This window comes from Citrifermentans bemidjiense Bem (genome assembly GCF_000020725.1).
Classification (GTDB): Bacteria; Desulfobacterota; Desulfuromonadia; order Geobacterales; family Geobacteraceae; genus Geomonas; species Geomonas bemidjiensis.
The window spans coordinates 3654596-3678632 of the sequence record NC_011146.1 but is presented as its reverse complement, the minus strand read 5'-3'; the positions used below and the strand labels follow the sequence as shown (position 1 = coordinate 3678632).

At 63.0% G+C, this 24037-nt stretch carries 17 protein-coding genes; 11 read left to right on the top strand and 6 right to left on the bottom strand.

The window, feature by feature from the left end; genetic code table 11:
- Window positions 1–4: 4 nt before the first annotated feature.
- The 9 genes from GBEM_RS15925 to GBEM_RS15885 all read left to right on the top strand — a co-directional run bounded on the left by GBEM_RS15925 (window position 5) and on the right by GBEM_RS15885 (window position 9669).
- Window positions 5–1438, top strand: coding sequence for a proton-conducting transporter transmembrane domain-containing protein (locus tag GBEM_RS15925; protein WP_012531622.1), 1434 nt, complete (start codon window positions 5–7; stop codon window positions 1436–1438).
- A complete protein-coding gene (locus GBEM_RS15920; RefSeq protein ID WP_012531621.1) occupies window positions 1435–2946 on the top strand; it encodes a hydrogenase large subunit in 1512 nt (503 codons plus the stop codon). The genes GBEM_RS15925 and GBEM_RS15920 overlap by 4 nt, the downstream gene beginning before the upstream one ends.
- Before the next feature lie 60 nt (window positions 2947–3006).
- Window positions 3007–3765 carry an NADH-quinone oxidoreductase subunit B family protein gene (locus GBEM_RS15915; protein ID WP_012531620.1) on the top strand — a complete coding sequence of 253 codons (759 nt, stop codon included), beginning with the start codon at window positions 3007–3009 and terminating at the stop codon, window positions 3763–3765.
- A gap of 136 nt (window positions 3766–3901) precedes the next feature.
- The gene (locus tag GBEM_RS15910) at window positions 3902–4669 is read left to right on the top strand and encodes a hypothetical protein (RefSeq protein ID WP_012531619.1); all 768 of its coding nucleotides are present in this window, start codon (window positions 3902–3904) and stop codon (window positions 4667–4669) included.
- A 215-nt stretch (window positions 4670–4884) separates the two neighbouring features.
- Window positions 4885–5085, top strand: a complete 201-nt coding sequence (locus GBEM_RS15905; protein ID WP_012531618.1) for a cold-shock protein — start codon at window positions 4885–4887, stop codon at window positions 5083–5085.
- A gap of 296 nt (window positions 5086–5381) precedes the next feature.
- Entirely contained in the window at window positions 5382–5840 is a 459-nt protein-coding gene (locus tag GBEM_RS15900) for a hypothetical protein (RefSeq protein ID WP_012531617.1), read from the top strand.
- Window positions 5841–5919: 79 nt separating this feature from the next.
- Window positions 5920–6156 carry a YMGG-like glycine zipper-containing protein gene (locus GBEM_RS15895; RefSeq protein WP_012531616.1) on the top strand — a complete coding sequence of 79 codons (237 nt, stop codon included), beginning with the start codon at window positions 5920–5922 and terminating at the stop codon, window positions 6154–6156.
- Between the two features lie 74 nt (window positions 6157–6230).
- Entirely contained in the window at window positions 6231–6926 is a 696-nt protein-coding gene (locus GBEM_RS15890; protein WP_012531615.1) for a lipid-binding SYLF domain-containing protein, read from the top strand.
- Window positions 6927–7215: 289 nt separating this feature from the next.
- Window positions 7216–9669, top strand: coding sequence for a hybrid sensor histidine kinase/response regulator (locus tag GBEM_RS15885; RefSeq protein WP_012531614.1), 2454 nt, complete (start codon window positions 7216–7218; stop codon window positions 9667–9669).
- Here GBEM_RS15885 and murB read toward each other — a convergent pair.
- From murB to GBEM_RS15865, 4 genes are all read right to left on the bottom strand, one after another.
- A complete protein-coding gene (murB, locus tag GBEM_RS15880; RefSeq protein ID WP_012531613.1) occupies window positions 9641–10624 on the bottom strand; it encodes a UDP-N-acetylmuramate dehydrogenase in 984 nt (327 codons plus the stop codon). The two genes, GBEM_RS15885 and murB, sit on opposite strands and share 29 nt — an antisense overlap.
- A gap of 247 nt (window positions 10625–10871) precedes the next feature.
- Window positions 10872–12119: an exo-beta-N-acetylmuramidase NamZ family protein gene (locus GBEM_RS15875; protein ID WP_226373879.1), complete on the bottom strand. Its 1248-nt coding sequence runs from the start codon at window positions 12117–12119 to the stop codon at window positions 10872–10874.
- Between the two features lie 231 nt (window positions 12120–12350).
- Complete coding sequence (locus GBEM_RS15870; RefSeq protein ID WP_012531611.1) at window positions 12351–13562, bottom strand: M20 family metallopeptidase; 1212 nt, start codon at window positions 13560–13562, stop codon at window positions 12351–12353.
- Window positions 13559–14071 (bottom strand): GNAT family N-acetyltransferase, encoded by a 513-nt coding sequence (locus GBEM_RS15865; RefSeq protein WP_012531610.1) that lies wholly within the window; start codon window positions 14069–14071, stop codon window positions 13559–13561. Before GBEM_RS15865 ends, GBEM_RS15870 begins: the two co-directional genes overlap by 4 nt.
- 470 nt (window positions 14072–14541) lie before the next feature.
- Between GBEM_RS15865 and GBEM_RS15860 the strand changes: the two genes are divergently transcribed.
- Window positions 14542–16413 carry an autotransporter assembly complex protein TamA gene (locus GBEM_RS15860; protein ID WP_226373878.1) on the top strand — a complete coding sequence of 624 codons (1872 nt, stop codon included), beginning with the start codon at window positions 14542–14544 and terminating at the stop codon, window positions 16411–16413.
- Window positions 16410–20867, top strand: a complete 4458-nt coding sequence (locus GBEM_RS15855; protein ID WP_012531608.1) for a translocation/assembly module TamB domain-containing protein — start codon at window positions 16410–16412, stop codon at window positions 20865–20867. Before GBEM_RS15860 ends, GBEM_RS15855 begins: the two co-directional genes overlap by 4 nt.
- Window positions 20868–20923: 56 nt before the next feature.
- Here the strand turns inward: GBEM_RS15855 and GBEM_RS15850 are convergent, their stop codons facing one another.
- On the bottom strand, window positions 20924–21850 hold the full coding sequence (locus tag GBEM_RS15850; protein ID WP_012531607.1) for a zinc ribbon domain-containing protein: 927 nt from the start codon (window positions 21848–21850) through the stop codon (window positions 20924–20926).
- Window positions 21851–21883: 33 nt separating this feature from the next.
- Window positions 21884–24025, bottom strand: a complete 2142-nt coding sequence (locus tag GBEM_RS15845; protein ID WP_012531606.1) for an HD domain-containing phosphohydrolase — start codon at window positions 24023–24025, stop codon at window positions 21884–21886.
- Window positions 24026–24037: the final 12 nt, after the last annotated feature.

The window sequence follows — 24037 nt, the reverse complement described above, 5'->3', positions numbered from 1 at the left end:
CGACATGATGTGGGCCCTGGTCCTTCTCCCCCTCGCGGGGGCCCTGATCGCCTGGCTGATCCCCGACAACAGGAAGCGCGCCCTGGTGCTGCCGGTATTCGCGCTGGCGCAGCTTTTCCTGGTGGGAGCGCTCCTCGTCGACACCCCTCCCGTCTCCCCGGCCGGGTGGATACTGCTCGACCCGCTGGGAAAGCTCGCCCTGATCAGTAACAGCGTCCTCTTCGCGGTATGCGCCTTCTACGCCGTCGGGTACTTAGCCTACCGCAGAAGACGTCCGAACCGGGTTCTTTGCGCGGCGCTCTTGGTCTGCCTCTCCGCCATGACCCTGGTCACCATCTCGCAGCACCTGGGGCTCCTCTGGATCGCTCTCGAAGCGACCACGCTTACCATGGCGCCGCTCATCTACTTCAACCATAACGCCCGCTCCATCGAGGCCACCTGGAAGTACCTACTGATCTGCTCGGTCGGGATCGCCATCGCCCTTTTGGGACTCTTCTTCCTGGCTTACTCCACCATCGTGGCCAAGCAGGACGTGACCCTTCTGCTCCCTTCGCTCATCTCCGACGCCGCGGCGCTCCACCCCGGCTGGCGCCACGCGGCCTTCATCTTCCTCCTGGTCGGCTTCGGCTCGAAGATGGGGCTCGCCCCGCTGCACACCTGGAAACCGGACGCCTACGGCGAGGCGCCGGGGCTGGTGGGGGCGCTGCTCGCCGGGGGGCTGGTGAACTGTGCGCTCCTGGCGCTCTTGAGGGTGTACCAGATCGCCGTCGCCTCGACCGAAGGCGCCATGTTCCAGGGTGTGCTCCTCGTCATGGGGCTTATCTCCATGGCGTTTGCCGCCGTCTTCATGGCGAGGCAGAGCGATTTCAAGAGGATGCTCGCCTACTCGAGCGTCGAGCACATAGGCATCATCACGGTGGCGCTTGGGCTGGGCAAGGGTGCGCTCTTCGCCGGACTTCTGCACATGATCAACAACTCGATGACCAAGGGGGTCCTCTTCCTCTCCTGCGGCAACATACACCGGGCCTACAACTCGAAGAGCACCACTACGGTGCGCGGTGCGCTCAGGCGCACCCCCTGGTCGGGGGCGCTCTTTCTGGCCGCCTTTCTCGCCATCACCGGCTCCCCCCCGTTCTCCCCCTTCGTGAGTGAGTTCCTCATCGTCTCCTCCGCCTTCGTTCAGGGGAACTTCTGGACCGGGGGGCTCTTCCTCGTCTTCCTGGCGCTCATCTTCATAGGCATGGCTTCGACCGTGCTTCCGGTGGTGCTGGGCGAGGTGCCGGCAGACATCGAGAGGACCAGGTACCGCGACACGCTCCCGACGGTACTTCCCCCCTTGCTGCTCATGGGAATCATCCTGACCATGGGGCTCTGGCTCCCGGCGCCGTTGCAGCAGCTGTTGCATGAGGCGGCCGGGCAATTGGGAGGTGGGGCATGACGCCGGGGATGCTCTTCACTCAAAACGGGAGCGCCGTCGCTCGCAGCGAGATACCGGAACGTTCCGGCGACCGGTTCTGCGAGACGCTCATCTCCGCGGTCGATGGGGGATGGCGGGTGGTTTCCTACTTTGGCGCCGCGGAGGCCGGCTCCCTGCGGCTTTACTGCATCCTCTCCTTCAAAAGCCACGCGGCGCTCGGCATCATGAGCACCACCGTCACCGGCAACAGCTTCCCCTCGCTGGTCGAGGCTGTCCCCCAACTGCACCTGTTCGAGCGCGAGATCGCCGAGCAGTTCGGCATCTGCTTCGAGGGGCATCCCTGGCTAAAGCCGGTCCGGTTCGAGGCCCAGCTTGCCTCGCTTCCGGCGGTGCCCCCGAAGGCTCCCGAAAAAGCCGGCATCATGGATTTCTACCGCGTAGCGGGAGACGAGGTGCACGAGGTCGCGGTAGGGCCGGTGCATGCCGGGATCATCGAGCCGGGGCATTTCCGCTTCCAGTGCTTCGGCGAGGAGGTGATGCACCTGGAGATCTCGCTGGGCTACCAGCACCGCGCCGTCGAGCGCATGGTGCTCGGGCGCCCCGGTCTGCGCACCCTCAAGTGCATGGAAACGGTCGCCGGCGACACCACCATCGGCCACGGCACCGCCTACGCCATGGTTGTCGAGGCCCTTTGCGGCGCGCGGGTACCGGCCAAGGCCGAGGCGATTCGCGGCATAGCGCTGGAATTGGAGCGGCTGGCGAACCACACCGGCGACCTCGGGGCCATAGCCGGCGACGTCGGCTACCTTCCCACCGCGTCCTTCTGCGGCAGAATCCGCGGCGACTTCCTGAACATGAGCGCCGAGCTTTGCGGCAGCCGCTTCGGGCGCGGCCTCGTGACCCCGGGCGGGGTCCAGTTCGACGTGGGGAGGGAGCTGGCGGACAAGCTGAGGAAGAGGATAGACGTGGCGCGCCGCGAGGTGACCAACGCGGTGGAGCTCCTCTGGGACAGCCCCTCGGTGATGGGGAGGCTGGAAGGGACCGGGGTGGTGAGCGAAAAGGACGCGCTCGATCTAGGCCTGGTCGGGCCGGCGGCGCGGGCCAGCGGACTCAACCGCGATATCCGCCGGGACCATCCCTTCGGCATCTACAACGTGACGCAGCTCCCGGTGGAGACGGCCAAGGGGGGGGACGTCTATGCCCGCACCCTGGTGCGCTGGCTGGAGATCGAGAAGTCGCTCCATTTCATAGAGGAGCAACTGGCGCAGCTTCCGGGGGGAAGCATCGTCTCGCCGACGGCGCAGCTGGGTGAAAACCGGATGGCGTTGGCACTGGTCGAGGGATGGCGCGGCGAGGTCTGCCACGTCGCCCTGACCGACGGGAGCGGCGATTTCCAGCGCTACAAGATCACCGACCCCTCCTTCCACAACTGGAGCGGTCTCGCCATGGCGCTGCGCGGGGGGCAGATTTCCGACTTTCCTCTCTGCAACAAGAGCTTCAACCTCTCTTACTGCGGGTTCGACCTTTAGCGACCTCTCCCGCGCCGCGCGGCTAAGGCGCGGCGCCGGAGATCAAACAGGAGTTGCATCATGTTCAAGGCCATCATCGCACGCTGCAAACAGGGGCACCGGACCATGGCTTACCCCAGGGAACCGCTGGCCCTGCCGGAGCGTTTCCGCGGCTATCCCGAGATAAAGGCCGACCTCTGCCCGAAGGATTGCCGGGCCTGCGCCGATGCCTGCCCGGTCGATGCGCTCGAGTGCCAGCCCGACCTATCGCTGGATCTGGGCAAATGCCTTTTCTGCCCCGAATGCTCCCGGGCCTGCCCCCAAGGCGCCATTACCCACACCCCGGACGCGAGGCTGGCTGCCAACCACCGGGAGGAACTGGTGGTGAGGCCCGGGGACGAGCACCGGCTGGCGCAGGCGCTGGAAAAGAAGATGCTCTCGCTTTTCGGCCGCTCGCTCAAGTTCCGCTCCGTCGTAGCCGGCGGGTGCAACGCCTGCGAGGCCGACACCAACGTCCTCTCCACCATCGGCTGGGACTTGGGGCGCTTCGGCATCCAGTTCGTGGCCTCCCCAAGGCACGCCGACGGCCTCTGGGTCACCGGACCTGTCACCGAGCATATGCGGGAGGCGCTCCTCCTGACCTACGAGGCGATACCGGCGCCGAAGCTGGTTGTGGCCTGCGGCGCCTGTGCCATCAGCGGCGGCCCCTTCCGGGGCTCGCCGGAGGCGCACGACGGCGTAGAGGGGATGCTGCCGGTCGACCTCTACATTCCCGGTTGCCCGCCGCATCCGGTCACCATCCTGGATGGGCTCCTGAGGCTTTTGGACCGGATGCCCTAGCTCGTTGGAAACCTTTGCCGCGTTGCGTTGCGGACCCGAAACTGGAAGTGGAGAGCCGGAACTGCCGAGAAGCTTGTGAAACCGAGTCATCTGAGGTAGTATCCGGCCTCTCAAGTCATCACCATGGAGGGCTGCCATGACAATTTCAGGCGCCATTGCCGCCGGCGCGCGTCGTCTAGCTGGAGGGAGATTTCGTCCGCTACGGACATCCGCGCTTCTTCTCGCCACCATCCTGCTTTTGTCCGGCTGCGGCGATATCGTCTGGTTTCCGCCGTACGTGCGGCTCGGCACCACCCCGGACCAGTTCACTTTTCCCGCTAAGACCGGCACCGACAAGAGTGTCACTGTCACCTCCGAACCCATCACCGTGTCCGGCCTCACCGTGGATGCTCCCATCTTTGTCACCGGTTCCAGTGGGAGCGAGAGTGCTTACTCCATCAACGGCGCTAGCGCCACCAGCACCGCGGGCACGGTGAAAAACGGCGACAAGGTGACGGTGAGCCATAAATCGGCCGCCGACTTGGGCACAGCGACCCAAACCACCCTGACCATAGGGACCGTCAGCGCCAATTTCGTCAGCACGAACAGGTTCGTCGAGAGCCCAGTCTTCAGTACCCCGGTGCTGGATGCCGCCTCGTTCCGCGTCCAGGCGACGCTAGTAGCCGTGGGGGACGGCACCGCCGGTCTGCACGTCATCACCATCAAGGACTCCCTAAACAGCACTGGTGCCCAGTTTTCCGTGAGCGACAACGATATCCCTACTTTTTACAGCTCCAGCCAGACGGTGCCCTTCCTGAACAACCGGCGCATCTTTGTCAGGAACCTGACCACAAACGTCGATGCGGGGGCCACCACGATCCTCACCATAGACGGGGCCGATTTCGTGGTCAAACTGACCCCTTGACCCGGGGACCGCTCATTAAGCGTGAAAAAACAGCCATTTGGCTTGATGGCGGCAGTGAGGCCCCGGGCTCACTGGGACTCTCTCTGCTAAACGGTGCTGCAAAAATAACGGAAAATAAATAGCTTGCATTGGCGATATGAACTCTGTTAATGTGTCGAAGGTTTCGGATGACCGAAACAAAACTCAGTAGAAAGACATGGAGAAGGTAAAAGTAAATGGCAAATGGTACTGTAAAATGGTTTAACGACAGCAAGGGGTTTGGTTTCATCGAGCAGGACAATGGCGACGACGTGTTCGTCCATTTCTCTGCCATCACCGGCGACGGGTTCAAGTCCCTTGCTGAAGGCGATAGCGTCACCTTCGACGTGGTAAAAGGGCCCAAAGGGCTTCAGGCTGCTAACGTCGCAAGGCAGTAAGTACTTCTAGTTTCAGCGCTGATATGAGTCCCGGAGATAATCCGGGACTTTTTTTTGTCCAGAGTCAGCGTTATCCCTTCCTATGACTTCCGCTTTAGCACCTATGACAGACTGACCCCTCCCTGATTGTTTCTGCCAACGCCTCATGCCATTCGTCTCGCAGCCGCAAAAGAATCGCCGGTACCGGCGTCCCCCGCCTCGATATAGTTAGCAGACTTGCCCTTTGAAATTCATTGACAGCAAATATCTGTAATATTTATAATTAGCCAAATTTAACCAAGTGCTGGAGGTGGAGCATGCAAGTCAGCAAACTCAAGAAATTCTGTTGCCTTGTGGTAGTTGCTGCTGGGGTGGGGATGGTCGATCACGCCCTTGCGGCAGAGCTGCCGGTCGCCCTGGAGACCGGTACGGAGCTGAAGGAGATGCCGGTACTGGATGGGGAAAGCTGGCAGAGCATGTCTCCGGACGCGAAGATCGCCTTCATCTGGGGGGTCGGACACGTGGTAACCGTCGAGGAGGCAGTGGTACAGCGGCACCCCGAGTTGAAGAGGCAGGACTTCGTGGCCAAGTTGGGTGAAGGCCTGCGCGGCGTTCCCATGAGCAGCATCATCGACCGTATAGACAGCTACTACCGTCAAAACCCCGGGGACCGGGACCTGCCGGTGTTGCGTGTCATGTGGTCCCAGATCGTGAAGCCGCGGTTAAAAAGCGGCATCGCGGACATTCCCTTCGAAGGGGAGGGGACCGCGCCCTAGCCGTGGGGGAAGCCGCGGGGTGCGCGTGAGGCGTAGGTGGTAAGGGGTAACAGAGACGGTCGTCAAGGAGGAGAAATCCATGGGACTGAGAAGATGCGCAATACTGGCACTGTTTGTTGCTGGATGCTCCGGTTGTGCCGGGATGTCGGAGAGGGAGCAAAGGACCTTGACCGGTGGGGCGATAGGCGCCGGCGGCGGGGCCGTTTTAAGCGGGATCTCCGGGGGGAGGCCGGCGGTAGGCGCGGCATTGGGCGGGGCGGCCGGCGCTTTGACCGGCTACATCCTCGGGGACAGGAATGCGCGCCACAGGAGATAGCTCGTATCGCCGCGGAAATCCGACGGCGGGAGCTACCTATTCTACAGGCAAAACCAATCAAAGGAGGTTAGACCATGAGATCCGGTAAAGTCCTTTCCATCGCAGTGGTTACCGTAATGCTTCTCTGGGTGTGGTCCACCGCCGCCTTCGCGAAGAACGAGGCCAAGAAGGTTCAGGAGTCCGCCGACGTCCTCGCCCAGATCATGAAGATCCCCGAGAAGGGGATTCCGCCGGTCCTTCTGCGCGACGCCAAGGCGATCGCCATCATTCCGGGCGTCATCAAGGGCGCCTTCATCGTGGGCGGCCGGCACGGTACCGGCGTCCTCTCCGTGCGCAATGCGGACAACAGCTGGAGCGACCCGGTCTTCGTGAGCATAACGGGGGGGAGTGTCGGCTGGCAGGTGGGAGCAACCTCCACCGATCTCATCCTCGTCTTCAAGGAGGTCAAGGACGTCGATAAACTGCTGCAAGGGAAGTTCACTCTGGGGGCGGACGCGGCTGTCGCGGCCGGCCCGGTGGGGCGCAAGGCAAGTGCGGCGACCGACGTCACCCTCCAAACCGGGATACTCTCCTACTCGCGCAGCCGCGGATTGTTCGCCGGCGTCTCGCTGGAAGGGGCTGCGCTGCTCGTAGATGACGACGCGAACCATGCCTACTACGACAAGAGCGACCTCACCGCGAAGGATATTCTTGCCGGCCAAGGGCTAAAAAAGGAGCCGGCGACGGTGAATCTGCAAAAGGCACTGGCGAAATATTCCACCACGAAGTAGCAGCTTTAAACTCACTTGTACCTTCGTTCAAGCGTGCCCGGGACCTGGTCCCGGGCACCTTTCATTCTCGCCCGACGAGACCGGAATCCGGCGCGGGCGGAGCCGAAGAAACCTAGCCGCATCTTCCTTGGCGCACCCTCCTTCTATCCCCGCCATTCTTTAACATTCAAGTTCCCCCGATAGCAGTCCGAGAAGGGAAGTGTCTCCCTGTTTGTCCCGATGGCTTTGGGCAAACCTCCCGATCCGCCGAGTGGTAAGGCGGGCAACCCTTTATACGGACAACTACCTAATGCTGCTACGGTTCCGTGACATCTCCATCAGGCGAAAGATGCTCGCCATACTGCTTCTCACCAGCGCAGTGGTACTCGCCCTTGTCTCCACAGCTTTCGTCATCACCGAGGCGACCGGTTTCCGTAGCGGCATGCAGACCGAGTTGAGCGCGCTGGCAGAGATCGTGGGAAGCAACAGCTCAGCCGCCGTAGCCTTCAACGACCGTAAATCGGCGGCCGATACCCTGGCCGCGCTGCGCGCCAAACCGTACATCCTTACCGCGCTGGTCGTGCTGAAGGACCACACACTCTTCGCAAGCTATGTAGCGCCGGGCGCGACGCTGCAACTTTTGGGCTTTGTCGACGGTTCCGGCGAGGGCGCGCGGGTGGATGACCGGAAGTTGAGGGTCGAGTTGGCCCGCGCCAGCTTCCCGCTCGCCTTCGGCGGCCACATCTTCGGCATCTCCCCCATCATCCTGGACGGCCAGCAGCTAGGAACCGTAGTGATTCAGTCCGATGCCACCGAACTAAAGCACCGGCTGAAACCGTTCTTCCTCATGCTGGCGGGCGTGCTGCTGGGCGCGCTGTCGCTGGGGTATTTTCTCGCCGCGAAGCTGCAACGCATCATCTCCGAGCCCATCTCGCACCTGGCGCAAGTCATGAAAGCGGTCTCCACCGACAAGAGCTACAACCTGAGGGCGCAAAAACAGGGAAATGACGAACTGGGGACGCTGATGGACGGTTTCAACGAGATGCTGGTACAGATCCAGGAACGCGACCAGAAGCTGGAGGCGCACCGCATCGAACTGGAGGAGGTGGTGCAACGGCGCACCCACGAACTTTCCGCGGCCAACCGGGAGTTGAGCCAGACTGTTGCTGAACTGCGCTTCTCCAAGGACGCGGCCGAGGCTGCGAGCCTCGCCAAGTCCCAGTTCCTGGCCAACATGAGCCACGAGATCCGCACCCCGATGAACGGCGTCCTGGGAATGGTGAGCGTGCTTTTGGAGAGCGGTCTTGCCGGCGAGCAGCGCTGCTTCGCGGAGGCGGTCCGCAACTCCGGCGAATCCCTTTTGTGCATCATCAACGACATCCTCGACTTCTCCAAGATCGAGGCGGGCCGCATGCATCTGGACCCCGCGCCGATGGACCTGCACGGCATGATGGCGGAGGTGCTGGAGATGTTCGGCGCCGGCGCGCGCAGCAAGGGGGTGGGGATGGAATGCCGGACCGCCCCGGATGTCCCGCGCTACGTCGAAGCGGACCTGGCCCGGTTGCGCCAGATCGTGGTGAACCTGGTCGGGAACGCGGTCAAGTTCACCAGCCGCGGCGAGGTGCAGTTGCACGCCTTTCAGCTGGAAGAGCGGGGGGAGGAGCGGGTGCTCCGCTTCGAGGTCGTGGACACCGGGATCGGCATCCGGCCTGAGGCCCTGGCGCACATCTTCGACAGCTTCACCCAGGCGGATTACTCCACCACCCGCTCATTCGGCGGCACAGGGCTTGGCCTTGCCATCGCGAGGCAGCTGGCCGAGCTGATGGGGGGGGAGCTGGGCGTGGTGAGCGAATTCGGCGCCGGTTCCACCTTCTGGTTCACGCTCCGCCTGAAGGCGCTCGCCGAGGCGCCGGAGGGGATGGAGCTCCCCCACCGGCAGCCGGCGTCGCAGAATAAGGTGCGTTTCGCCGCGAGCCTCCTGGTGGCGGAGGACAACCCGGTGAACCAGGACGTGGTCCGGCACATGCTTGGCAGGCTGGGATGCTCGGTGCAGATCGTGGATAACGGTGCCGAAGCTCTCAATGCCGCTCGGGGGGGAGGCTTCGACCTGATCTTCATGGATTGCCAGATGCCTCAGGTCGACGGATTTACCGCCACCAGGAAAATCCGGGAGTGGGAGGCAGGGGAAGGCCCCGGGCGCGTCCCGATAGTGGCGCTCACCGCCAACGCCATCACCGGGGACCGGGAGATCTGCCTGGCAGCGGGTATGGACGACTACCTGAGCAAGCCCTTCGGATCGGAGCAGCTATGCGACGTCTTGCAGCGCTGGCTACCCGGGAAGATGGTGGAGGAAGAAGCAGCACCCTGGGTCGAAGCGGCCGCTTCCCCCGCGGAATCCGCATCGGCCGGGGAGGCGGGCGAGCCTACGCAGCCGCCGGTGTTCGACCGGGCGGGGCTGCTCTACCGGGTGGGCGACCCCGAGTTTGTGGGCATATTTGTAGAGAAGTACCTGGCTAGCACGGAGCAGTTGCTGGAGTTTTTGAGACAGGCCATAGCGGACGGGGATCGGGACGGCATGCACCTGCATTCCCACAGCATCAAGGGTGCGGCGGCCAGCATAGGTGCCGAGGTGATGCGGATAATTGCGTTCGAGATGGAGAAAAAGACAGCGCAGCAGGAAGAGCTTGAGGGGATGACGGGGCTTTACCAGGATCTCGAGGAGGCGTTCGCCGAGTTCAGGAGGGAAGCGGCCCAGCCGGAATGAAGCCGACGCAGCTCACCTCCTCCTCCAGCTGCACCCCCAGCGACGCCCGCACCTCGTCCTTCACCAGTTCGGCGAGCCTGACCATCTCCTGGGCGCTGGCGTTGCCGGTGTTGATCAGGTAATTGGCGTGCCTTGGGCTGACCATGGCCGCTCCCACGGAAAGGCTGCGCAGCCTGGCCCTGTCGATGAGCCATCCGGCCGGGATCCTGCCGTCCCTGCAGTGGGTCCCCTGCTCGGTCTCGAACCTTTGGATCAGCTCGGGGTCGCGCACCACCGGATTCATGAAGAACGAGCCTGCGCTCAGGTCGCATTGCAGCTGGCGGGCTTGCCGTTTTCTCACCGTCGCCTCCGCCCGGCTCAGGATCTCCTGGGGGGCCCCCGGCTCAAGGAGCAGGCTCGCCGCCACCACCACCAGCCCGTGGTCCTTCTTAAAACGGCTGTTGCGGTACTGGAACTGGCAGGCGTCCCGCGCGAGCGTGACCAGTTCCAGGGTGTCCGCCCGCAGCGCGTGGACCCTCTCGATCACGTCGCCGATGCAACTGCCGTAGGCGCCCGCATTGCCGCGCACCGCCCCCCCGAAGAGCCCCGGAATGCCAGCCAGCCGCTCGATCCCCGCCAGCCCCCAGTGTGCCGCATGCTCCACCAGCGCCATGAGGTCGACTCCCGCCTGCGCCTCGACCCGGTTCCCTTGGACCTTGATCCCTTTCATCTGCAGCCTGATCGCGATGCCGTCGAAACCGCGGTCGCTCACCAGCAGGTTGGATCCACCCCCGACGATGAGGAAGGGAATCCCTTCTGCCTTAGCGAAGGAAAGCGCCTGCTTCAGCTGTTCCAGCGTCCGGGCCTTGGTCAAAAACCTGGCCGGGCCACCGATCTTGAACGAGGTGAAGGGGGCGAGGGGGATGTCCCGCGAAAGCTCTAACGGCTGGTTGTCTTTTCTCTGGTCGGTATACATAGGCCCTATAATAGCAACAGTTTACGCTCAAGCCAACGAAGGGGCATTTTCAGCTCAAGTAGCGCCGGCGGGTGGCGATAAGAGCTGAGGTGTTGACAAGCGGGACAACCGGCGGGACAGAAGGTGCCGCGAAAAGGTGGACCATCCCTGCCAGAACGGCAGCGCTCCGCCATCCTGCAGCTCCTCTTATATGGTGCGCTCTGGCGGCCGATACCTATCAGATGGCGCACTTGGGGCACGCATCGCTTTACCGCGATGGGTGCCCCTCTTTTTGAGCCAAACCGGATGCATCCGTCGCCTTCCCCGCAGCACCGGCCGTTGAAGCGGGCTCATCGCCGTACAAAAGGTACGCTTCGCGCAGTGCCAGAAACCTGGAGAGCTCGCCGTTGCAGCGTGCCGAGATGCCGGCGGCGCTCTCACCCTGCTCCACCGCCTTGCGCAACTCAGCCGAACCCGCCATGTCGTCGAACCCCGCCCTGAAGAAGGAGGGGCGCACCGGCTCCGGTACCAAGGCGTGCAGCGCGCTCAGGACCGCGATTCCGGTCTCCACCGGCAAGACCTTGCTGTAGTCGGTGATATCGATCCTCACCCCATTCACCTCTCGGTCCCGGTACTTGGGCACGCTCGATACCCCGGGGATCCTCACCGGCGTAAACTGCACCGGCTCGAAACGGATTCCCCGCAACTGTTCGCCGTTCAGCCGGGCCGCGAGCGCCAGGGGGTCGATGCCGGGCCACCCCGCCAGTTGGAAGGGGAGAGTGCTGCCGCGCCCCTCGGAGGCGCTGGTCCCCTCCAAAAGGCCGGTTCCCGGGTAAAGGAGCACGGATTCGAACGAGGCGAGGTTGGGGCTGGTCGCCACCCACGAAAGGCCGGTGTCGGGCCAGCGCATGGCGCGCTGCCACCCCTGCATCCGCACCACCTTCAGGTCGAGTTGCGCGAGTCCCGGCAGCATCGCCTCCCCTTTAATCATGCCGGCAAGCTCGCCCACAGTCATGCCATGGGCAATCGGGATCGGGTAGAGCGAGGTGAAGCTCGCCGGTATCCCGTCCCTCAGGAACCCTCCGACGTAATCACCTCCCAGCGGGTTGGCGCGGTCCAGCACCATGAAGGGAATCCCGTCCCGGGCGGCAGCCTGCATGGCAAGCCCCATGGTCGAGATGTAGGTATAGAAGCGCACCCCCGCATCCTGGATATCGAAGACGATCAGGTCGATTCCCTTGAGGTCCTCCTGGCGGGGCTGCTTCACCGCACCGTAGAGGCTTATCACCGGGATGCCGTCGCTGGAGTCGTCCGCCAGGTGCACCCCGTCTTCGGCGGTCCCTTTCAGGCCGTGTTCCGGGGTAAAGATCACCGCCGGCTGTAAACCCTTGCTTTTCATAAGGTCCAGCAGGTGCACCTCCCCCACCATGGCGGAGTGATTGGTCACCAGGGCGAAGTTCTTCCCCCTGAGCGGCAGGAAGTTCTGCTCGGCGAGTACCTCCGCTCCGGTTTTCACCAGTGCGGCCTGGGAAGGGGGGGGGGAGAAAAGGGTCAGCATCAGTGATAGGGACAACAGGTAGGGCAAAACGCGAAACAGTCGCAACTCTAAGTACCGCCTTATGGGTCAATTGAACGGGGTCGATGCTGATACTCCAGCGGAACCTGTCCTGGGGTATCGTATCGGTTTGGGATGGAAATACTGAAGCAGCTTACAGAAAACGAAGCAGGAGGGCAAGGGGGTCCGCGTCTAATCCCGGCAACCCACCCAGCTCCCCTGCCTGTCGAACGAAGCCCAGGAGCCGCAGCGCTCCACGTTCAGCACCGCGTACCGGTCGAGCCCCAAGCAAAGCGCGGCATAGATCTGTGCCGCCGCCAAGACCTCGGGGAAGTCGACCTGTTCTTCGGGGGTGTGCGAAATCTCCAGTGCGCCGGGGCCCAGGATCAGCGGTCGGCAACCGGCGGCGTAGAAGAGGTTGCCGTCGGAGTGCGAGCGGAAGGAATCGAATTTGAGGGTGCGCCCAAGGCGCTGGTAGACCTGTTCCAGGATGCAGGAAAGTGGGTTGTCGGTACCGAGGTTGTAGCCGGCCGAGGCGAAATTGAAGGCGACGTTTAAGTCTAGACCGGGTATGTATTGACCTGCGCTGGAGACGATATGGCTAATTCCCCGCTGCACGGACTCCGGGTCGAGCTCTGGGGGAAGATGCAGGTCGATCCAGGATTCGCACCGGTCCGGGACCACGAACCCCTTCTGGGAGGAGTGCATCTCCCTGATGGAGTAGACGATGCTCCCTTGCTCCCGGTGGAACAGCGGGTCCTTGCTTAAGTGCAAAAGCACCCTCAGCATCGATTCCACCGCGTTGTGCCCCAATTCCGGCAAGGAGGAGTGGCTCCTCAACCCGTGGGTGACGAAGCCGGCCTCCAGGTAGCCGTAGTGGGCGAAGCAGGCTGAGAGGCCGGTAGGCTCCCCGATCACCGCCCAGGCGGGACTGCAGTTTTTCAGGAAACTGGCGCTGCCGTCGCCGTTCTCCTCCTCCCCCACCACAAGCAAAAGCCCCACGTTCGGGCGCCGGCCCGGTTTCAAGGCCTGGGCCATGGCGAGCCACGCCTCGATCATGGCGGCGCACCCCCCCTTCATGTCGGCGCTCCCCAGCCCTCCGATGGCGTCGCCTTCCACCCTGGCGCCGAATTCCTCCAGGTCCCACGCCGGAACCGTGTCCACGTGCCCCACGAGGTAAAGCTCAGGCTCGCCTTCCCCCATGGTCACCCGCAGGTTGTAGCGCTCCTCCTCCACCTCCTGCCGCTCGACGTAGAACCCGGCGCCAGCGAGCAGGTCCTCGAGGTAGAGCTGGATGTCCTCCTCCTTCCCCGAGGGGGAATATATGTCCAGCATCTCCAGCAGGGTTCCCTTGAGACGTGCCGGATCGATGGCGGCGAAAACCTCCTCCAGGCGCCCGGTCATGGCTTTTTCACCGGTTTCTTCTTGCTTCTCTTGGACAGGTTCAGGGTCATGTACACGTGCTCCTGGATGTTGTCGAAGCCATGCTTTTGAAAGAACTTGATGGCCGGCTTGTTGTCGGCCGAGGTATCGATGATGATCATGCGCACCCCCTGTTCCTTGAAGCGCCGCTTCAGCTCCTTGAAGAGGCGCTCGCCTACGTGCATTTTCTGCAGGTCGCGCCGCACCCCGAGCCAAACGAGGTAGCCGTATTTCCAGGGGGAGCCGTGTTTTTTCACCGTGGTCCCCAGGGCGAAGCCGAGTATCCGCTCCTCGTGCTCCGCCACTATGCAGAGCTCGTTGTCGCTGTTGAAAAGGGTGGTGATCTCGTATTCGTCCCAGGTCCTGTAGAGGCTTTGTGAATATTCGGCGGTGAAAAGTTCCTCGCCTATGTGAAACACCTCCGGCAGATCGTCAATGCTCATTTCCCTGATGCGGGGAGTCTCTTCGTCGTGCGGATGTTGTGGCAGCATTGCGTACCTCGTGACACGTTTTATTTACCTCACGGACATTATAACAGGTCCCTTACTGCGAGCCGAGACACTATTTTTTTCTGATTCTGTCGGGCAGGTGCAGGTTCCGTTGCTTTTGTCGGTTCTCTTTGCGAGAGATGGATGATCTGGACCGCTGTGAGAAGGGGGCGCTTCTTTGGTGACTCCCTGCGGCAGGGTCGACCCGGTTTTTCTGGCTCAGCGCGGCGGGCGACTTGGATAGGGAAATTTTCAAAGGGAAGAGACTTAAACTCCATCGATGGCAAAAGATGTTGCTACTGGTTTTTCATTTGCAGTTATTGCGGCCCTCTTCCCAACTATTGCTGCGCGGCATGGTAGAATTCTCGGGTTCGCGGGACCGCCTCACCTGATCCGCGGCGCCTTCGGCAGTACCCATTCCCAAAAAAGAGTGTCCAGCTCAAGCTGTCTTGCCGTCTGCGCAAACCTCTACGTTGGCTTTAGCCGAGGTTGGCGACGGCGCCGGTACGAAGGCCCTGGTTCCATCGGCGCAAAGGGCGATGCCGGGTCTGTTGCTGACACTGATGAAGGCCGGCCCGATGCCCAAGAGGTTTCCTCCATACCTGGCTCTTATCTGCCTCGCGGCGCTGCTTCTCCTTGCGTCCGCCGCCCTCGCCGCCGATCCGGTCGAGATCGAGGTGACAGGTGTGGAAGGCGATGCCCTGGAGAACGCGCGGCAGGCGCTGGCGCTTCCCTACGGCTTGGTCCGGGACGGGAAGGTGGATCGGCTCTGGCTGGACCGCTTCGCCAAGCAGGCGCCGGACAAGGTACGCCAGGCGCTGCAGCCTTACGGCTACTACAAGTCGGAGGTTTCTGCCCGGGTGGTTCAGACAAGGGACGGCAAACCGAGCCTGCAGGTCGTCGTCATCCCCGGGGAACCGGTGCGGGTCACCGAGGTGACGGTGGAGCTCAAGGGGGCAGGAGCGGAGGAGAGAAGGCTCTCGCGGGTGCGGGATGCCTTCCCGGTGAAAAGGGGGGAGGTGCTGCTGCAACCCGACTACGAGCGGGGCAAGGGGGCGCTGCAGTCTATGGCCCAGAAGCTGGGGTATCTCGATGCCGCTTTCCCCCGTCACGAGATCCGCATCGCCGAGGACCGTTCCTCCGCGCGGATCGCCCTGGTGCTCGACACCGGCCCGCGGTTCTATTTCGGCCCGGCGGTGATCCAGGGTGCGCCGGAGTACCCCGAGTCCTACCTGAAGCGTTTCGTCGCCTTCAAGGAGGGGGAACCGTTCTCCTACGCGAAGATCGGAGAGACGCAGCTCAATTTCGCCAACTCCGAGCGCTTCAAGCAGGTGGTGGTCACGCCGGAGCGCGAGCGGGCCGAGAACGCGCGGGTACCTGTCGTGGTGCAGCTCACCGAGGCGCCACGCCGCACGGTAAGGCCCGGGATCGGGTACGGGACCGACACCGGCGCCAGATTCTCCACCCACTACCGCGACTTGAACCTCTTCCACAAAGGGCACGACCTCGACTTGAGCCTCTACGCGGCGCAGCGCCTGCAGGGGTTCGCCGGCCGCTACACCATACCGAGCAGCAGCGATTACCGAAGTTCCACCGCCTTGCAATTGAACCTGCAAAAGGAAGACGTCACCAGTTACTTGAGCAAGATAGTCGCGCTGGAACTGGATCGAAACATAGGGTTGGGGCGCGGCGAACTGGCGACGGGGTACGTTAGGCTGCTGCAGGAAGTCTTCACCGTCGGCAACGTGAACGCGAACTCCAGGCTGGTGCTCCCGGGATTCCGTTTCTCCAAGGAAACCTTCAACGACTTGGTCCGCCCCAGGCGCGGTTACGCCTATACCCTGGAACTGCGCGGCGCCCACCCGTACCTGGGATCGGACACCGGGCTCATCCAGGGGATCGCCCATGCCAACCTGCTGGTTCCGCTACCCTGGCGCCTGTCCCTGCAAACGCGGGGGGATGCGGCGTACAGCCTGCTCAATGACCCCTTCTCGGACCTCCCGCCGTCCATCCGCTTCTTTGCCGGTGGCGACCAGAGCGTGCGCGGCTACACCTACCAGAGCTTAGGCCCCCGCGATTCCTCCGGGAAGGTGGTGGGGGGGAGGCACCTGCTGGTCGGGAGCCTGGAGCTTTTGCGCGCCCTTTACAAGGACTGGGGGGTGTCGGTCTTCTACGACATAGGGAACGCCTTCAACAACTACGCGGACATGCGCCTGAAAGACGGGACCGGCGTAGGCGTCCATTACTACACCGCCGTCGGGGGGCTGAACCTCTACCTCGCCAGGCCGCTGACTTCCGGGGCGGGGAGCTACCGCATCCATTTCACCGTGGGGTTCCAGCTATGAAACGGATCGCGCTCTACTTAGGCGGAGCCATCCTGGCCCTCGCCCTGGTCGTCTTCGCCGGCCTCGTCTGGCTGGTCGATACCAGCTCAGGCGCTCGTTTCGCGCTCACCACCCTCGACAGCTTCGCGGGCGTCGAGGTCACGGTGCAAAAGGTGGAGGGGAGGCTAAGGGATCGCCTGCTGCTGCAAGGCGTCACCGTTTCGCGGCCGCGGATGCTGGTCCGGGTAGAAAAGCTGCGCCTGGTCTGGGACCCCGAGCGCCTATTGGGCGGGAAGCTCCTGGTGCACGAGCTGGCCCTTCGGGGGGTGCGCATTGAGGACGATACCCCGCTCAGCGAAAAAGCCCCCGAACTGCGCTGGCCCCGGGTGAGCGGGGCGGCACGCAGCATCGATGCGGAGGTGACCCGCTTCTCGCTCAAGGAGCTCAGCTACCGGCACCTGCAGCAGCCCCCCTCGGAGCTCAAGGAGCTCGCGGCGTCGCTCGCGCTCAAAGAGGGGACGCTGACCCTAACCGGAGGAAGCATCTCGGCCTCCCGGGGAACCGCCTCGGGCGAACTGGCCGCGGGGCTCTGGCGCCCATCGCTCTCGCTCGACCTGCGCCTGAGCCCCTCGGCCGCGGTGGCTGATATGGACGCTTTTTCGGTGCAGGCGAGGCTTATGCCGGGGACTCTCCCAGAGCAGATGGCGGGGCCGCTGGTGCTTTCGGGTAGGCGAGGGGGGGCACCGCGCCTGGAGCTTACCAGCGAACTCGGCATCACCAGCACCGGTTTCAACCTGAGAAATCTCAAGCTGGTGCGGCCCGGGCGTCGCGGCACCCTGTCCGGCAGCGGAAGCATGACCCTCACCAAGACCGAGCCGGTATTGAACCTCGCCCTCAGGGCGGCGGAACTCGACCTCTCCAAGGAACTCAATACTCCCGACCTCATCTCCGGCACGCTCAACTTCTCCGGGACCCCGTCCAACTACCTGGGGAACTTCTCCCTCGCCAACCAGGGTAAGGGGTGGCGCAAGGCGACCCTTGCCGCCGGCTACCGCGGCGGCAAAAGCGGGGTGAAGCTAGCTCCGCTCTCCGGGCAGTGGCTGGGTGGAGGGGTGCGCGGTGCGCTGGATATCGGCTGGGAGAAGGGAGTGCTGGTGAGCGGGAAGCTCGCGGGGAGGAGGCTCGACTCCTCGCAACTGGCGGCAAGCTGGAAAGGGGTCGTCAACCTCGACCTCACCGGCAGCGTCGACGTGCCGGAACAGGGGGAGGTCCGGGGGAGCCTGGACGCGCATCTGCTTCAGAGCAGGCTGCAGGGTCACGAACTGCGCGGCGACCTGCAGGGGAGCTTCCTCGGCAAGACGATGCTGGTAAAACGCCTGGTCCTTGCCGGCAAAGGGTTCAGCGCCCGCGGTTCGGGGCAACTCGACCGCCGCTTCGATTTCGCGGCCGACGTGAGCGATCTCTCCGGGGCGGTGCCGGCCGCTTCTGGCGAACTGCGGGCGGGGGGATGGTTCAGGTGGCGCGACGGCGTCTTGAGCGGTGCGGTGAGCGGCAACGGGCGCAACATAGCCGCCTCCGGCGGCCGGGTCGGCTCCCTGGAGGTGAAGGCGAGCCTGGGCGAAGAAAAGGGGTACCCGGTGCATCTGGACGCGGCCTTGAAAGAGGTCTCTCTCGGCAAAGCGCAGGTGGAGACAGCGCACCTCTCGCTGGCGGGGACGCTGGCGCGGCACCAGCTCGAAGGGAGGCTGGCCTCCGGGGAGAATCACGCCGAGCTGAGCATTGAGGGGGGCTACGCCGGCGGCGAGTGGCGCGGCCGGCTGCTGCGCTTCTCCGGCGCCGACAGCGTCGGCCCCTTCGCCCTCGCGGCCCCGGCGACCGTGGTCGCGGGAGGGGGGCGCTTCGCCCTTTCGCCGCTGATACTGGTCGGGGCGCAGGGGGAGCGGGTGGAGCTGGCCGGGAACCTGGAGCGGGATAAGACTGGTTCCCTTCGAGCGAGCTGGAGCGCGCTAAACCTCTCCCGCGCCAACTACTGGCTAAGCGGCGGCGAACTTAACGGCAAGAGTTCGGGCGAGGTGGAGGTCGCTTTCCTGCGCCGCAGGCGGATCGACGTCTCCGGGCATGCGGAGGCTGACGGGGGGATGGTTATCGACGGGCAGCACCTCGACCTGGAGCGGTTCCAGGCCACCATTAACGGCGGGGCCGGCGGCCTCACCGCCCTGGCCGATCTGGCTCTCAAGGAGGGTGCCGGCGCGGCCCGTCTCGACCTCCACTCAAGCGATCCCGCGTCGCTCTCGCTGCCAAACCGCGGCGATCTCGCCATTGCCCTTTCTGGAGTCGACCTCGCGCTGCTGCGCCCCTTCCTCCCTTCCGGGATGCTGGTGGACGGCAAGATGCGGGGGGACGTCACCGGGAACCTCCTTCCCGGCGGCAGGGTCGACGTGAAAGGGGAAGGTAGCGTTTCGGAGGGGCATCTGAACTGGCTTTCCCAGGGCGAGGAATTCGACGCCTTGCTGGACCAGGCCAAGATCGGCTTTGGCTGGCGCGGCCGGATCAACCCCGCCAAGGGGAGGCGCGCAGAGCTGACCCTGAGCGCCCGCGCCGCGGCCACGGGAACCTACACCTCGAACGGGGAGCGGATGCTGGTGGCGAAGAGCACGCTGCGGCTGGACGCGGACAACACCGGCAGCCGTGCCGCCGTCGACCTCACGCTGGATCAAGGGGGGAGCCTGACCGCCACCTTCTTCTCCAACTCCCCGGCCGGGTTCAATATCCCGGAGACGGGCGATCTTTCCGCGCGCTGGAGCGGCATCCGCCCCGAACTCTTGAAGCCGTGGCTTCCGGGGACGCTGGACCTCAAAGGGGAGCTGAGCGGACAGGCCAACGGCAGGCTCATGCCGGGGCAGCGTCTCGAATTGAGCGGCGAGGCAGGCTTCTCCCAGGGGAGGGCGAGCTGGCAGGGGGGCAACGGAGTGATCGGCGCAAACCTCCGCTCGGCCACGCTCACCTTCGCCTGGCGCGGCGAGACGCTCACCGGTAACCTGGCGCTGGCCCTTGCCGACTACGGGCAGGCTCAGGGGAACATCCTGCTCCCCATTCCCGCCCGGCTCCCCGTGGCGCAGGACCCGCGAGGCGCGGTGCGGGGGAGTTTCGCCGGCAAAGTGAAGGAAAGCGGTTTCCTCACCTCGCTTTTCCCGGGGCTGGTCCAGGAGACCCACGGCGCCCTCGATCTCGACCTCACCCTGAGCGGCACCTGGGGCGACCCCGCGCTGGTCGGGAGCCTCAGGCTCGCCGATGCCGGAGCCTACCTCCCGAGCGCCGGAATCCGCCTCACCGGCGTTGAACTCTCCGCCCTCCTAACCCACAACCAGATACGCATAGAAAGGCTGCGCGCCCGCTCCGGCGAGGGGGAACTGGTGGGGAATCTGTTGGTGCAGCTAAACGGCAGGGAGATCGCCGGGTACACCGGCACCTTGAGCGGACAAGGGTTCCAGACCGTCTACCTGCCGGAACTCCGCATGACGACCTCGCCGCAGCTAACCTTCAAGGGCGAAGGGGACCGGGTGACCCTGCAGGGCGAGATCGGGGTCCCCGAGATGCTGATCCTGGGGTCGCCGGCGCACCAGGCGGAAACGGCGAGTTCCGACGTGATCCTGGAGGGGGCGCCGGCCGAAAGCGCGCGAAAGCCCTTCCCGCTGGTGCTCGATGGGCGGGTCAAGGTGGTATTGGGCGACAAGGTCCGGGTAGAGGCCTCCGGCATCGACGCGCGCCTGGTAGGCGACATGGACCTCGTGCTGAAGGGAATCGACAACATCGAGAGCTCCGGCGAGATCCGCGTGGTCCAGGGACGCTACCGCGCCTACGGCATGGATCTCGAGATCGTGCGCGGACGCATCTACTACGTGAACGACCCGGTAAACCGTCCCACGCTCGACATCCTCGCGCTGCGCACGGTCGGCGATGTCAAGGCCGGTGTCACCGTGGGGGGATTCCTGAACACCCCGGTGGTGAAGCTGTACTCCGAGCCTCCCATGCCCGAGGTCGACATCCTCGCCTACATGGTTTTAGGCCACCCGCTAGGCGCGAGCGGTGAGCAGGGGGCCCTTCTGGCAACCGCGGCAGCTTCTCTTTTCTCATTCGGCAAGTCCGAATCCGTGCAGGAACAGGTGAAGGACCGGCTGGGGCTGAGCACGCTCGGGCTGGAGACGGTGGACACCTCCAAGGCCGGAAGGATGGGTTACAAGGAGATATCTACCACCCCAGGCGGCGCCGCGGCGGCCGAACCCGCAGGCGGGCAGTCCCTGTTCACCGTCGGCAAATACCTGACCCCGGAGCTTTACCTGAGCTACGGGCGCTCGCTCATCACCGGGGAAAACCTCTTCAGGCTCCGTTACGACATCTACCGGCGTTGGCAGATAGAGACCCAAAGCGGCAGCGAAAGCGGCGCCGACCTCTACTATAAGCTGGAGTTCGATTAGGGAACGAACCGAAGCGGAACACAGAGGACCCTGAGGTCTACGCTGGACACGGAGGACTACCTCTCCCCCGTTGCGTTTTCCTGGTCCAGGAAAGTCAGATCGTATTTGACGGCCGACTTGGTGATTTCGTCTGAGAGTTGCGGGGGCATGATCTGTTTCAGCTCGCGAACCTTCAGCCGAAAAGCGGTCTTTAAGCTGTCGACCGTCGAAATGATGCTCTTTGGTGAGCCGAAGGGCCTGTTCGCCAAGGTGTGTACCTCAAGATAGATGTCATACATCTCTTGCAGCTTTGCACTACTTCTGCCCAACTTCTCCGGAGCCGGTTTCAGCTTGCTCATTACCAGGTCGATCTCGCGCTTCACTGTCGCCAGGTCTTCCGATTCCTTCCTGCTTATATCGTTCGACACCTCCCTCCCTGCATCGAGGTCCTTCTGCCAGTCGGCGGCGATGTCGCTGCATGTCCTGCCGCTCAACTCAAGCCCGGACCGGATGCCGTAAAGCGCGATCACGTAATTGGTCAGGTACTGCTGTTCGCTGTTTTTGTGCCAGAAGGAGTTCAGCGAGATACCAAGAACAGCTATTGCCGTTAATGCCAGCATGCAGATTTTCCGTCTGGCGGCAGAAGGGAATCTACCCGCCACCCGCCGCGTATCGGGAACCCCTTGTGCGGCCCGCTGAGCCTGAACCGGTTTTTCGTCGCGTCGTTTTGGGTTGGCCTTCGGTGCTCTTCTTGGCGTTTGCCTGCAGTGGGCATAGTCATAGAAGGGGCGCCCGCAGTATTGGCATCGATCGGAGTCCGGTTGCTTTGCGGCGCACCAGGAACAGACGACGATGGTGTCGTCCGTCTTTCCTGCCAGCCTGATTTTCCAGTTCACCAGGAACTCCGTGGAGCATCGGGCGCAGACCAGTGAAAAAGGCGTAATCGTGCTTTGAGGTATGTGCCCCCGGTGCCGGTGGTGGCAGTTAGGACAGATGATTTTCATGGCCTTTCAACCTCGCCTTTAAAGCCGCAACCGTCATGCCGTCTCCTGGTAGAGAAGGGGCGAAGACTCCAGGGTGCCGCGGTTACTCATTCTGAGGACCGCCTGTATTACTACCGGGTCGAACTGGGTCCCGGAGCTTTCCTCCAGATACGACAGCACCCGCCCGAACTCCCATCCCTGCCGGTAAGGACGGTCGGAGATCAAGGCGTCGTAGACGTCCGCCACTGCCAGGATGCGGGCAAGCGGCGAGATGGCGTCTCCGGCCAGCCCATTGGGATAGCCTTTTCCGTTAAACCATTCATGATGCTGGAGCACTATGGGAATGAGCTTGTGGTACGCCTCGATAGGGTTGAGGATCTCGACACCTATTTCGGGATGCTTGCGTATCGTTGCGAACTCTTCGTCTGTCAGTTTGCCCGGCTTGTCCAGTATCGATTCGGGAACGCCGATCTTGCCGATGTCGTGGAACAATCCGCCTCTATGCAGCGATTCCAGTTCCGTCGCGGAAAGCCCCAATTCCCTGCCGATGTTGAGGGCGATGTTGGTTACCCTCAAGGAATGGCCCGAGGTCCAGGGGGATTTGGCGTCGACGGCATTGGCCAGGGCTCGTATGGTCCCCAGGTTCAGGTTGTTCAATTCCTCGATGAGACGGACGTTCTCGAGCGCTATCGCTATCTGGTCCGCTATCTGCCGGGCCCGCAACAGATCTTCGCGGACGTGCTCGGGTTTCTGCCTGTATCCCAGGGTGAGGATCGCGTAAAGGCTTTTTTTGAAAAACACGGGAACGAGGAAAGTGTCCCGCGCCCCTTCCGCTGCGATGGGGGCAAGGAAAGCGCTAAAAGGCTTGCCGCCTGCGGCGACTTCCAGGCTCTCGCCGTTTTTGTGCAGCATCGACGTCTCTTGCGATTTCAGCACGGTGACGCTCTGCTTAATGGCCTCGGGCCCTGCAGGCGTGCAGCGGCTACTGAAATTAACCGTCATGTCCTTGATCATCGGGTGCATCAAAGAAACGCAAATCCAGTCGCATGGGATGATTGTGTGCAGGTTAGTCAAAACCGCTTCGACGATTTCCTCATTGTTGTGGCCTGACAGTACCTTTCGCACGATAAGAGACGTCTCGGTCAGAATGTAAAAATGCATCTTCAGGTGGTCCGACATCTCGTTGAAAGAGTCGGCGAGTCTTGCAAACTCGTCGTCACTGTTGATCGTCACCTTGTGATCGAAATCCCCTTGGCTTATTTTCTCTGCCCCTTCCTTCAGGATGGTGAGGGGAAGCAGATTCCTGCGTATCTGCCGGCTACTTATGAAAATCACCACGAGTAATGTCAGTGACGCCACCAGATAGAAGGTACGGGCAAATTTGCCGAAGGAAAGGTAAGCGTCATGGGCGGACTGACTGGTGACAACGGTAAGCGGTTCGGCGCAGAAGGAAGATTCCAGGAAGAGTTGCCAGTAACTGACGAGATAGGACCTGTTGTCCTGGCGCGCCTCAAAACCGCCGATGGTCGATTTTGTCAGCTCCGCCTTTACCCGCTCAATGAAAGCCGGCACCGGTGCAACAGAGGTGAACAGCGCCTTGCCTGCCGGATCGAGTATGCAGATGGATATGCCGGGTGGAAGAGTGTAGCCGACAACCTCCCAGAGGTAACTCCCGTTGACCTCTCCAACCAAAAGCGTTTCGTCTGGGTTCTTGTCCAAAGAGGTGGCGATGAAGATCCGACTGGGTCCCGTTCCTGCTGCCTGCAAGAACATCAGCATCTTCCCCAGGGCGAGATGCTCTTTCGCTGTCGCAGTCAGCTGCGGAAGCGGGCAGGGGGCGCCGAAGATGTTTCTAGCTTTCCCCCGGTTGAACATGGTGACTGCCGTGAGCCTTTCCTGCATGCTTTCGGACAGCGCCTGGCGCTCACCCCTCCCCGGTCTGGAAGGGACCCCTGTGACTGAAGACGCCTGAGCTTTAAGCTCGATCTGCAGCATGAGCAGGACTTGATGGATGGCCATGGCGGCGTTTTTGCTGGTGTGCCTCAGCAGAACACGGCTTTCGTTGCGGGTGCTTTCGGCGACCTGCCGCAGCGACAGCACCGCCAAGGCGCACACGGGGAGCAGTGCACAGGCGACGAAGAGGCCGAAGATGCGCCTTCCTACTCCTCTTCGTATGAATGCAAAGTTGAGTTTCATGCCCGCCCCCTG